The sequence below is a fragment of the Thermogemmatispora sp. genome (assembly GCF_019683635.1).
Taxonomy (GTDB): Bacteria; Chloroflexota; Ktedonobacteria; order Ktedonobacterales; family Ktedonobacteraceae; genus Thermogemmatispora.
The window spans coordinates 17,096-28,621 of sequence record NZ_JADGIA010000050.1; the positions used below are offsets into that span (position 1 = coordinate 17,096).

At 59.4% G+C, this 11,526-nt stretch carries 11 protein-coding genes; 6 read left to right on the forward strand and 5 right to left on the reverse strand.

Annotation, left to right across the window (positions count from 1 at the left end):
* Positions 1-91: 91 nt before the first annotated feature.
* From IRZ31_RS07945 to IRZ31_RS07955, 3 genes are all read right to left on the reverse strand, one after another.
* Entirely contained in the window at positions 92-1,795 is a 1,704-nt protein-coding gene (locus tag IRZ31_RS07945; RefSeq protein WP_297152082.1) for a peptide ABC transporter substrate-binding protein, read from the reverse strand.
* Between the two features lie 667 nt (positions 1,796-2,462).
* Complete coding sequence (locus IRZ31_RS07950) at positions 2,463-3,614, reverse strand: ScyD/ScyE family protein (RefSeq protein WP_297152085.1); 1,152 nt, start codon at positions 3,612-3,614, stop codon at positions 2,463-2,465.
* A gap of 175 nt (positions 3,615-3,789) precedes the next feature.
* A complete protein-coding gene (locus IRZ31_RS07955) occupies positions 3,790-4,314 on the reverse strand; it encodes an NUDIX domain-containing protein (protein WP_189362124.1) in 525 nt (174 codons plus the stop codon).
* Positions 4,315-4,724: 410 nt separating this feature from the next.
* On the opposite strand from IRZ31_RS07955, the gene IRZ31_RS07960 reads away from it, so the two are divergent.
* Positions 4,725-5,738, forward strand: coding sequence for a dipeptide epimerase (locus IRZ31_RS07960; protein WP_297152090.1), 1,014 nt, complete (start codon positions 4,725-4,727; stop codon positions 5,736-5,738).
* Between the two features lie 307 nt (positions 5,739-6,045).
* Here the strand turns inward: IRZ31_RS07960 and rpsU are convergent, their stop codons facing one another.
* The gene (rpsU, locus tag IRZ31_RS07965; RefSeq protein ID WP_052890055.1) at positions 6,046-6,234 is read right to left on the reverse strand and encodes a 30S ribosomal protein S21; all 189 of its coding nucleotides are present in this window, start codon (positions 6,232-6,234) and stop codon (positions 6,046-6,048) included.
* 341 nt (positions 6,235-6,575) lie between these two features.
* Here rpsU and IRZ31_RS07970 point away from each other — a divergent pair, with 341 nt between their 5' ends.
* The 5 genes from IRZ31_RS07970 (at position 6,576) to IRZ31_RS07990 (ending at position 11,125) form a co-directional block, all read left to right on the forward strand.
* A complete protein-coding gene (locus tag IRZ31_RS07970; protein ID WP_297152096.1) occupies positions 6,576-7,193 on the forward strand; it encodes an HD domain-containing protein in 618 nt (205 codons plus the stop codon).
* Positions 7,194-7,253: 60 nt separating this feature from the next.
* Positions 7,254-7,670: a hypothetical protein gene (locus tag IRZ31_RS07975; RefSeq protein ID WP_112432716.1), complete on the forward strand. Its 417-nt coding sequence runs from the start codon at positions 7,254-7,256 to the stop codon at positions 7,668-7,670.
* A 123-nt stretch (positions 7,671-7,793) separates the two neighbouring features.
* Positions 7,794-8,357 (forward strand): CRISPR-associated protein Cas4, encoded by a 564-nt coding sequence (cas4, locus tag IRZ31_RS07980; RefSeq protein WP_112432714.1) that lies wholly within the window; start codon positions 7,794-7,796, stop codon positions 8,355-8,357.
* Between the two features lie 215 nt (positions 8,358-8,572).
* The gene (locus tag IRZ31_RS07985) at positions 8,573-9,844 is read left to right on the forward strand and encodes a TIGR00300 family protein (protein WP_297152102.1); all 1,272 of its coding nucleotides are present in this window, start codon (positions 8,573-8,575) and stop codon (positions 9,842-9,844) included.
* A gap of 405 nt (positions 9,845-10,249) precedes the next feature.
* Entirely contained in the window at positions 10,250-11,125 is an 876-nt protein-coding gene (locus tag IRZ31_RS07990; RefSeq protein WP_189362120.1) for a DMT family transporter, read from the forward strand.
* Between the two features lie 69 nt (positions 11,126-11,194).
* On the opposite strand, the gene IRZ31_RS07995 is transcribed toward IRZ31_RS07990, so the two are convergent.
* Positions 11,195-11,526, reverse strand: a 332-nt coding sequence (locus IRZ31_RS07995) for a hypothetical protein (RefSeq protein ID WP_363325650.1), incomplete at its 5' end; no start/stop codon positions are given.

The window sequence follows — 11,526 nt, forward strand, 5'->3', positions numbered from 1 at the left end:
GAGAGTGCAGAATGCCAGGCTTACTCAGCAGCGCCTCAAGTGCGCTGCCGGCCTGCTCAGCGCTTCGCCAGCAGCCGGCCAGCGCACAGTCTCAGACGGTGAAGTAGATGTTGGCCCAGTCGTCAGGCGGAATGATCGACAGGCCATTGTAGACAATGCCGTGCAGCTTCGTGCTCTGCATGAGCTGGATCTTGTTCTGATAGATGGGAATCCAGCCTACGTCATCGACGATCTGCTGCTCGGCCTGGTTGTACTGCTGCATGCGCTGCGTCTGATTCAGATTGACATCGGCCTCTTCGAGAAGCTTCTGAACCTGCTGCTGCTGCGCAGCATCGGTCGAGTTGTTCTGACCATAGTTCATCTGGTTGTAACCAGAGCCTTTGTCGAAGAAGACCGATAGGAAGTCCTGCGGATCAGGATAGTCAGCCAACCAGCCAGAGATCCAGACCTGCAGGCCGTTGGGGTTGTTAACGGTGGCGTTCTCCAGGGTGATGAGCTTTTCGTAGGTGGTGCCGACCAGCTTGACGTTAGCCCCGAGGACAGTCTGCCACATCTGAGCAATGGCCTGGGAGGCGTCAACGATGGCCTTGACGTCGGTGTAATAGTTGAAAGTGATGGTCGGCAGCGAGGTCATGTGCTCTTCCTGCAGGCCCTGCTGCAAGAGCTGCTTGGCCTTGGCTTTATCGCCAGACAGGCTGCTGACGCCCGCCGGGCCGACCAGGTTGGGGTTGTAGCCCGGCATGCCCTTGGGAACAATGTGGTTGGTGGCCTCCACGGTGTTCCTAAAGACGGTCTGCTGTAGCAGCACTTTGTCAATGGCCAGGGCGAAAGCCTGGCGAATGTGGATGTTGTCAAAGGGCTTCACCAGGTAGTTCATGGTGATGTACCTGATGCGGAAGTTCACGTATTCGTGAAACTCCGGCGAGCTGCGTACAGCGTCGATCTGAGCCGGTGGGACGCCCACAACACCGGTATAGTCGAACTGATGCGACTGGTAGGCGCGGAAGGTGGTGTCCTGGTCGCCAGAGATCAGGTACTCCAGCTTCTGGATCTTGGGCTGGGGTCCGTAATAGTTGGGATTGGGCACCAGGACAATGCCCTTGGTGTGGTCGTAGCTCTGGACCTTAAACGGCCCGTCACCACCACCTTCGGTCAGGTGGTCGGTCCATTTGCTGCCGTACTTATCGATCAGCTTCTTCTCGACCACGTAGGAACAGGGATAGGTCAGGGCCTGCAGGAAATAGGCCGCAGGTTTGCTGATCTTGATGACAACCGTGTTGGGATCGGGCGCCAGCAGGCTATCGCCGATCAGGGTCGGGATCTTACCGCTGGTGATCTTGTCGTAGTCCTTGATCAGATTGAGATAGTAGGCAACCTGCGACTTGGTGGCCGGTTGCAGGGTGCGATCGATGCTATAAATAACGTCCTGCGAGGTGAGCGGCGTGCCGTCACTGAATTTGAGGTTGGACCGCAGATGGAAGGTATAGGTGAGGCCATCAGATGAGACCTCATGAGACTGAGCTAGCTGGTCACGAAGCTGAATGTTATGGTCCCACTCGACCAGGCCAGTCCAGATAGCCTGAATGGTGTCGGCGTCGACAGCAAGCTGTACCAGGGCCGGGTCCAGCGTGCCAAAATCGGTTGCGCCGATGGGGATGCGCAGCACCTGCTTGTCAGGCGGCGCAATCTGTGTACTGCTGGTGCTGCTCTGACCACCACCACAGGCCACGAGCAGCGCAATAAGGCAGAGCAAGGCCGGAATCAAGGCCAAAGGGAATGGTCTGCTCTTACGCACGGGTAACCTCTCTTCTGGCTTCTGTCCTGTCAGGACGGAGAAAATGGTAATGAGTGGCTTTTTACCAGCCGGCACCGACTGGTAACATAGAGAAGATGCTTCCTGCTACGCGTGCCCCCGAGGATGGTGACGTTTCTTCTTGTGCATCATTGCCTCCTTTCGATCGCTGAAACGTCCGCCTGGCCGCCTTCCTTAGTAGCAGGCTGAGCTGTATAGATATTACGTCCATTCTGAGAGAAATCTCTCAACAATATAAGCCTGCTTACTTTCCCTCGTGCACTTTCACTGCTCCCCGCTTACAGCTACCTGCCGCCTTCCATCACCTGCATCGCATTCGAGCCTTGACCGCCTTTGCTGTATCCACACAGATCTCTCGCCCTTTTCCTGTCATGACCACCTGCCACTAAAATTGAACTTTAACTTTTAATATCTTTTTACTTAAATGGCACTTCTGTCACTATCCAGCCGCTCGCCTCCTCTCTCCCGGCCAAGCAAGACTATAAGACAGGCATAACAGAACACCCAAAACGCCAGAGGCACGAGCCTGCTGACGCAGCGCGGGCTGTCTGTCAAACGATCAGGCTCATGCCCTCCTAGGGAAAGCTGATCGGCTCCGCCGGATCAAAACAGGGTTTTGAGCAAGCCGGCGAGGCGAGGAAGATAAGGGCTAATGTTCAGGGAGATGGATACGCAGAATCTCTCCCTGCCCAGGGGCGTAGCCGTAGCCCTTGTTCGAAACATAGAGATCGCCATCCGGCCCGAAGGTCATAGCGGTTGGGAAACTGAGGCCCGAGGCCACCAGTACCTGACGTCCGCGCTCGCTGACGCGCACAATCATACCAGTACCGGGCACCGGGCCAGCATTGTTAGCAGTAGTTGTCTCCAGAACATAGAGTCGCCCGCGCCAATCAAAGGCCAGGCCAACCACCGCCGTCAACCCGCTCATCAGGACACGCACATGGCCACGCGGCGTGATCGCCAGCAGTTTCTCTGTTCCCACATGGACCGGAAAGGTGCCCAGATTGGCCACATAGAAGAGACCATGATGAAAGGCCACCGCCGTCGGCACAATGTGGCCCTGGCTGGCCGAGATATCGGCCACCCGCTGGATCTCACTCCCTGCATGCCGGTCATGCTGCCAAGGCGGGGTGATCCGATCCAGCTCACCGTGATTCGGCTCCAGCGCGTACAGGCTGCCATCGACCGCCACCATACTATACCAGGTCCCGTCAGGCTCGAAGTCCTCCTGATCAGGATGCCTGACCGGGTGTGTCTGCAGAAAATGACTGAGATCGGCGATGTAGACGACGCGATGGCGCTCCGGCTCAAAGCGGAAAATAGCGTTGGGCACCTGTGGTACGCCGTGCGAGCAGCCAGCGCCGGCGAGCAGGCCGTAGAGCCTGTGACCAATAAAGCTGAGATCAGAGACGCCGCTGATCTCGCTTCCACTGGCCGGACTGGTCTGGCTGGAAGGCAGATGATCGATCAAGGTGACACGCTTGCCGTGACGGTCAATGCGCGAGATGCGCGCGCTGAAGCCGCCCGTGTACGGTCCAATCGGCGACGGCACCTGCTGACAGCGACCCACCGTAGATTGCTTGCCGCCAAGGCCACCTTCAGCAACATAGAGCTGCCCGTCAGGACCGAAGTGCAGGCCACGCGGGTTGTTTAGCCCAGTCGCAAAGACGCTGATCTTGCCGATCGGCCCGGCCTGGGGCAGAGCACGCGCCCGCGGCGGAGCTACCACCAGCGATGCTGGCACGATCAGCCCGATGGCCACGGCCCACACGAGGAGTCTTCGGAGGCGCGTTATATTCATTTTCTCCTCTCTGCTATCATTACTATGTTATTCCAAAACCGGATATATAATCTTCGATGGTTATATATCCGTATGTTCTGCTACTACTATAGAGAGGAGACTGAAACACAAGCAGGCGTGCGTGGGAGAGACAGCCAGCCAGCAGCGACCGTCTCTTCCCATTTCGACCAGCATCTCAGCGCATCAGGGGGACCAGGGTTTTGACGTGACTCAGCTCGTCGCGCCGGCGTTGACAATAGCCCAGGTAGTCATCGAGAACACGCAGCGACTGGCGATCCATGCGTTGTCGCAGCTCCTCCTCTGTGAGCCAGCACGGGCGGCCCTCCATTCCCGGACGCAGAAGCCCACCGCGCACATGCGCGTGATAGACAAAACTGATCGTACTCATAGCCCGCCAGTCGGTCGTCACCAGTGAGTAAAAATTGATTAGATCATCGGCTTCCAGCAGTAACCCCGTTTCTTCGCGTCCCTCACGCTCCGCCGCCTCGCGCGGGTGCTCTCGCCAGGTCATAAAGCCGCCAGGGAAGACCGCCCGCCCGCTGGGAAGGAGCAGCACCAGGTAGCGCCCCTGCTCCTCGACGACCACCGCTGCGCTCCCGAAGGGCGGCAGCTTCCCACCAAGCAGGAGATTCAGTAGATTAAAGCAGTAACTGACGCAGCGCTTCAAACACGTATAGAGTGCTGTCTTTATCGCATTCATAGGCATGCTCTGTTTCCTCTTTTCCAGATTCTGGCCTGAGAACCTGGCCCCCGAGAGAGCCGACAGGCTGTTTGCCTATCTGCCTGCAGGAGCGAGGGCCTCGGTACAGGAGAGAGTATAGTCAGTCGCTGTTGCAAGGAAGGCAGAGTCCTGTCTCAAGCCTGTCGCAACCTCATCATCGACCTTTCTCCAGCCCAACCAGAAGCAGACAGCCATTGGCCTCCTATGCTATGCTCTGAAGCAGATACGGCCCTCCGGCTTTGGCGTTGCGTTGGATCTCATACGCTGAGTGAGCAGCTCTGGAGTCAACCAGGCAGGTCCCAAGAGAGCGAAGGAGGAGGCGCGACGAGAGCCTGGAGAAGCCAGCCCGCAGCAATCAAGACCCCAAGGAGAGCAAGGAGCAGCCAATCATGCAGCTAGAGACTCGTCCATTGCAGCTCAGACTCAGTACGCCCTTCCGCATCTCGCGTGGCGTCGAAGAGGTCGCCGACAATCTGCTTGTCACCATCACTCACGATGGTCTCAGCGGCTACGGCGAAGCCGCCCCCTCTGCCTACTATGGCGACACCTTTGCCACCACTCGCGCCTGCCTGGAGCGCTTTGCTGAGGAGCTTGGAGATGATCCGTTCCTCATCGAGGACATTCTTGCGCGCCTCGACCAGGCCATCGGGCGCAGTCCCGCCGCTAAAGCCGCTATTGACATGGCCCTCTACGACCTCGTTGGGAAGCGGCTCAACCTGCCGCTCTATCGTCTGCTCGGCCTCAATCCTGAGCGCAGCGCCCTCACCTCCTTCACCATCGGCCTCGATACGCCTGAGCGCATGGCCGAGAAGGCAGCTCGCGCCCGCGATTATCCCATTCTCAAGATCAAAGTAGGCACCAGGCAGGACGTTGAGAACGTGCGGGCCATCCGCGCTGTCTCGCAGGCCACTCTGCGCGTTGACGCCAATGCCGGCTGGACCGTCAAGGAAGCCATTCGCACCATCAACGCCCTGGCCGAGTACGGCATCGAGTTTGTTGAGCAGCCCATCGCCCCCGGCGACCTGGAGGGCCTGCGCCTCCTTCGTCAGCAGGTCCCCGTCCCAATCATCGTTGATGAAAGCTGCGTCTCCCTGGAAGACATTCCACGCCTTGTCGGCTGTGTCGACGGCATCAACATTAAACTGATGAAATGTGGTGGCATCAATCGGGCCCTGAAGCTGATCCACGCAGCCCGCGCCCACCACCTCCAGGTCATGCTGGGCTGTATGATCGAAAGCTCGCTGGCGATTACCGCTGCCGCCCACCTGACGCCGCTTGTAGACTACGCCGATCTCGACGGCAACCTGCTCGTTGACAACGACCCCTGCAGCGGCGTACGAGTCGTCCAGGGCAAGCTGGTCCTGCCCGAGGCTCCCGGCCTGGGAGTGACGCTGCGCGCCTAGTCCACGGGCGAGACCGAGTCAGCTGCCGGAGATTCAGGCGTCGGGGCCAGATCTCAACAAGAGGAGAAAGACAAGTAAGAGAGGTATTTCTTCAACCAGGAGAAGAGAGGGGAGCTTCTATAGAAAAAAGGGGAGATGGGAAGATGTCACCGCCGGAAGGGACATACCCCAGCGGCGAGGAGGGAGCGCCAGACGGGTTCCACTCCTCAATGAGTCACTCCCCTCTCCCATACTCATAGAGGAACAGCTTGAACGGCAATCACCGGTAGGCGGCAGCCAGCACCCTGTTGTGGGTCTGGCGCCATCCTCAACCACGGCGCGAACGACGAAGTTTACGACGCAGGTTGGCCGCCTTGCGTTTGCGGCGGTCCTGCGGACTCTCATAGCGCGCGCGACGGCGGGCCTCAGAGAGAATGCCATCCTGCTGCACGCGGCGGTTAAACTTTTTCAGGGCGACGTCAAACGGCTCGCCCGGATTAACCTTAATCTCGCTCATCGAGAAAACCAGCCCCTATCTAGATCTGCCGCTACCCGCAGCGGCCCACATGCAGCCCGCCGTCGGTAACAGGCATACAATAGAAGGATGAGAAATGCTGTAATGATCTTTACTCCCGAGGAGCGCGGGGCCAATGCTGCTCTGCAACGAGCTGAGCGCGCCGCGCCCATCTCGATTGCTCCCAGTATAGCATACTTTGCGCGTGGGGCGCTATCCTTTCCCTGCTTTTCTCACAGGCCGATGGCAGCAGGCCATACGCCGTGACGGGAGACCTGTGCTATAATGGAAACTCCCAGGACACTCGCCTGAGAGAAACGAGAGCAACTGGAGAAAACGTGCATATGCCAACTCGTGATGATGCTTATCGTCTGATGACCGAGCACGTGAAAAATCTGAATCTGCAGCGTCATATGTTAGCTGTCGAGGCCGCCATGCGCTTCTATGCGCGCAAATACGGCGAGGACGAAGAGCTGTGGGGCATTACTGGTCTGCTGCACGACTGCGACTACGAGGAGTATCCTGACCTGCAGCAGCACACCCGCGTGCTGGCCGGCTGGCTGCGCGAGGCCGGCTACGATGAGCGCATTATCTATGCCATTCTGGCCCATAACGACCTCAACGCAGAGACTCACCCACGCACCGATCTGCTCTCCAAAGCGCTCTATGCCTGCGACGAGATCACTGGCCTCATCACCGCTACCGCGCTCGTGCGGCCCAACAAAAGTATTCTTGGACTGGAGGTCTCGTCGGTACGCAAGAAGATGAAAACGAAAGGCTTCGCCGCCGGTGTCAACCGCGATGATATCGTCCGCGGAGCCGCTGAGCTGGGCGTTGACCTTGACGAGCACATTGCCAATGTCATCACGGCCATGTCGGGCATCGCCGCTGAGCTAGGGCTGGCCGGTACCAGTCCCAGCTCCGAGACCAGCGAGGCGAAGCAGCCCGCCCGCAGCGAATAAGACCAGCGCCGGTTACGGCGGGCAGGAAGGCCGTCAGGTCGCCGCTGTGGAGGAGCCTCCATGCAGCCAGAGCAACGCCAGCCGCGAGGGAAAGAAAAGTCCAAACGCTATTTTACCGCCAGCGAAGTGGCAGCCTTCGAATACTGTCCGCTCGCCTGGTGGCACGAGCAATACGAGCCAGCCGCCCAGGCAGATACAGAAGAGCTATTCGCACGAATGGTCGAGCTGGAGCACGAGCATGGCCCCCAGGCCACGGCGCTCCCGGAGTATCAGCTGCACGAGCGTCTCTTGTTGCGGCGGGGCGCCTTCGATACCGGGCAGGAGCAACATCGAGAACATGCGGAGGCGCTGGAAGACGTCTACGATGAAGCGCGCGCTCTGCCCTTCTCCGGCTGCAGCCGTCGGCTCACCCTGGTCGCCATTGTGCTCTTGATCGGCGCCATCGTGCTCATCGCCGCCGCCGTCTTCCTGCACTGACTGGCCGGCTGAGGGCGTGCGCTCGCTCCGCTCGCTCAGCGCAGCCAATGTCCCGCCGGGCCGAGCGTGAGTGAGCGGCGCACGCCGTGAGCAACAGAGAGCGGCTGCACGAAGAAATGAACCATGCTCAATAGCATCTTGCTTTCGCTTGGCCTTGCCGTTCTGCTCATTGCCATCGCGCTCTTGCTCCTGCTTCGCAATGAGCGCGCTGCCCAGCGTGCCCGTCTGTTGGCAGAGCGCCAGCGTGCTCTGGGTCTGCCCGAGGGCACCCTTGTCTACGAGGACGCCGACGGCCAGGGGGAGCCGCTGATATCGAGCAGCTATCCGCTGGTCGGTAAGCCTGATTATGTCGTCGAGCTGCCAGATGGGCGCCCTGTACCTGTCGAGCTGAAGCTGCAGGTACAGAATGCTACTGTGCCTTATAGCAACCATGTAGTCCAGATCGGCGCCTACTGCCTGATCCTGGAGGACTACTTTGCTGTTCCCCCAACGCACGGCATCCTGCGCTACGCAGACAACGAGTTTACCATCGAATACACGCCGGCGCTGCGACGCAAGGTGATTCGTCTGCTCGAAGAGATGCAGCGCTGCAGCGCCGAGCAGCCGCCCATACTCGCCCGGCAGAAAGCGGCCAAATGCCGGGCCTGTCCCTTCCAAACTATCTGCCCTATTGGACGACGCTGGTAGCCATCACTGCGGCGGCCCTGGCCAGCGCCAGGAGTTGACAGCCATGCCTGGGCGCACTAAACTGGACCCAGAACAGCGCGCGGGGCCACAGGTGGGCAACGGAGTCGCCTCTTTTCCTCTCTGTTCCGTCCTTGCCCTGTTACTTACACAACGCCCAAGCAGCAGGCAGTGCTTGAGCGTTCCATCTTGTTTGGTCTGGGGGAAGCGTCATTCTCATGGCGAGCGAAATTATCGAACTCAGTGGACATATCATTGACTCCTGGACATTGCCGCGCGCCTGGGACATCATCATGGATCGCGGCGGTGACTTCCTGATTCAGGAGATTCAGGTCGGTAAGCATAAGAGCGAGCCGAGCTATGTGCGCATGGAGATCAAAGCCGATGACGAGCAGACGCTCGATCTGATCCTCTCGGAGCTGCAGCAGCTCGGGGCCATGCTCGTCAATGGTCACGATGTGCGTACAGCACGTGTGGAACAGCGGGGAGTGCTCCCCGAGGGCTTCTATTCGACGACGAACCTGCCGACACAGGTCCGGCTCGGGGGCCAGTGGGTCGATGTGGAGCAGATTGAGATGGATGTGGCCATCGTCATTGATCGTGAGCACCGCCGTGCCTACTGCAAGCCGATGCATGAGGTCGAGGTCGGCGACGAGGTGGTGGTTGGCCACGAAGGTATCCGGGTACAGTCCTTTGAGCGCGCCCGCGAGCGCGAGATCTTTGCCTTTATGCAGAGCGATGTCTCTTCTGAGAAAGCGAAGATCTTGATGATCCAGCATATCGCGCGCCAGATGCAGGAGACCCGGGCCCACGGTGGAAAGATTCTCTTTGTGCTCGGCCCGGCAGTGATCCACACGGGGGCGGGCCGCTATGTGGCGGAGCTGATCCGGCGCGGCTACGTGCAGGTCATTTTCGGAGGGAACGCCATTGTGACCCACGATGTGGAGGCGGCCCTCTTCGGTACCTCGCTCGGGGTCGATCTGCGCACGGGTGAACAGGTAGAAGGCGGCCATCGCAATCACTTGCGGGCGATCAATGCGATTCGGGCGGTTGGTTCGCTAGAGAAGGCGGTCGAGGTCGGTCTGCTCCGCGAAGGGTTGATCTATGAGGCAATCAAGCACCAGGTGCCGCTGGTGTTGGCCGGCTCGATCCGCGACGATGGCCCCATGCCGGGCGTGATTACCGATATGCAGGAGGCGCAGCGCCAGATGCGCCGCGCTTTGCAAGGGGTGGAGATGGCGATTATGGTGGCTTCGATGCTGCACGCCATTGCCACCGGCAACCTGCTGCCGGCCACAGTGCGCACGGTGGTGGTGGATATCAACCCAGCAGTGGTGACGAAGCTGGCCGATCGCGGCAGTTTCCAGGCGGCTGGCCTGGTCACCGATGCCGAGCTATTCCTGCGCGAGCTGGTCGAGGCTTTGCGGCGAGAGGCCGCTCTTCCCAACGCGGCAAGCTTGCAGACCGAAGCCGGCCACACTCAGAGGTAGAGGAAGGAGCCGAGTCTCTTTCTTCTGCACCGCTTCTCGCCTATCCCCGCCTCTCCGCCCACTGTGGGCTGACGAGGCGGGGCTTTTTGTGTTAGACTGATGGCTGGCTGACTGGCTGCCGGTCATGCCGGCTCTACCAGGTCAGCCCTGCCGAGCTGACTTCGTCTACCCCTGCGCCGCTGTGCTGCTTGCTTGGGCAGCTGGGGAGAGGAGAGGGGCAGCAACAACCTTGTTTGATGGACAATGGGAACCATAGGCATAGGCTCGCGGTCCCCCTGGAAAGGTACCTGTCTCACGACCATGACTCCACAAGAGAAGCTCTCTACTGCAGCGGAACAGCCCAGGCTGGTTTCTTCTACCTCTGCTTCTGAAGGAGCATCCCCGGCGAGAGGACTCTGGTGGCGTTTGCGTATCGATGGGTTGCTTCTGGTAGTGACGATGATCTGGGGCAGTACGTTCCTGGTGACGAAGTATGCTATCCACTTTGTCGGTCTCTTTACTTACTTAGGGTATAACTTTGGCATCGGAGCGCTGACGTTGGCGCTGCTCTTTCGCCGCCACTTACGCCGGTTGACAGGAGCGGAGCTGCGCAGAGGGATGATCCTCGGTGTCTTGCTCTTTAGTGGTTATGCGCTGCAGACGTTGGGCTTGCAGTACACGATCACGAGCAAGGCGGGCTTTATTACGGGCCTGTATATCCCGCTGGTGCCGTTCTTTGCTGTGTTGTTGCTTCGCCAGCGCCCTTCGTTGGAGGCAGGTCTCGGATTTGTCTTCTCTCTGCTGGGCCTGACGCTGCTCTCGGTCAATAAGAATTTCAACCTGAGCTTTGGCCTGGGCGAAGCCCTGATTCTGGGCTGTGCGGTTGCTTTCGCCTTGCATATCGTCTGCATCAGTAAGTTTGTGGCGGGGGCCGATGCCCTCAACCTGGCGATTGTCCAGCTAGCTACGACTTCACTGCTGAGTTTCGCGACGGCATTGTCGACGCACCAGGAGCTGCTGCTACCGGGCAATGGGACCATTTGGGGAGCTGTGCTTTTTATGGGAGTGGTGGATATCGGCTTTTGCCTGGGGGCCATGAACTGGGCGCAGCAGTATATCAGTAGCACACACGCGGCGCTGATCTATGCCTGTGAGCCGGTGTGGGCTGGCATCTTTGGGACGCTGGCAGGCCAGACCTTGAGCGGCCTGGCCTGGGTGGGCGGCGCCTGTATCTGTTTGGGTATGATCATGAGTGAGGTGCGCCTGGGAACGCTGCTGAAGGGCCGGCGACGCTCGGATTAGGAGGAGAGCAGCCCCGCCTTCACCCTTCAGCAGCACGAAAGGTCATCAATTAGCACAGCTAACAGCTGCCTACTGCCCCAATTGATCGACTTTGCTGTTAGATGGACGACGATGCCCGCTGGCCTGCTCCAGTAGCCGCTGGCGCAGCTGCTCGCCTTCCTGCACCAGGCCAACGCTCACCACCAGCTCGGTCAAGGCCGCTGGCTCGCTGATGCCGGCAGCAACTTCCCTGGCCAGCTCACCAAGCTCAGGAAAGCGGGCAGATACCATGGCTACCAGCATGCGCCGCAATTCGCTCAGGCGCTCGGCCCGTTCTTGCTGACGTCCTTCTTTCAGTCCTTCCTTGAGGCCTTTCTCTCGTCCTTCCTTGAGACCTTTCTCTCGTCCTTCCTTCAGTCCTT

Coding starts and splice junctions, on each gene's coding strand:
- IRZ31_RS07950 (WP_297152085.1), bottom strand. CDS start 3,614: ATGAATATAACGCGCCTCCGAAGACTCCTCGTGTGGGCCGTGGCCATC.
- IRZ31_RS07955 (WP_189362124.1), bottom strand. CDS start 4,314: ATGAATGCGATAAAGACAGCACTCTATACGTGTTTGAAGCGCTGCGTC.
- IRZ31_RS07960 (WP_297152090.1), top strand. CDS start 4,725: ATGCAGCTAGAGACTCGTCCATTGCAGCTCAGACTCAGTACGCCCTTC.
- rpsU (WP_052890055.1), bottom strand. CDS start 6,234: ATGAGCGAGATTAAGGTTAATCCGGGCGAGCCGTTTGACGTCGCCCTG.
- IRZ31_RS07970 (WP_297152096.1), top strand. CDS start 6,576: ATGCCAACTCGTGATGATGCTTATCGTCTGATGACCGAGCACGTGAAA.
- IRZ31_RS07975 (WP_112432716.1), top strand. CDS start 7,254: ATGCAGCCAGAGCAACGCCAGCCGCGAGGGAAAGAAAAGTCCAAACGC.
- cas4 (WP_112432714.1), top strand. CDS start 7,794: ATGCTCAATAGCATCTTGCTTTCGCTTGGCCTTGCCGTTCTGCTCATT.
- IRZ31_RS07985 (WP_297152102.1), top strand. CDS start 8,573: ATGGCGAGCGAAATTATCGAACTCAGTGGACATATCATTGACTCCTGG.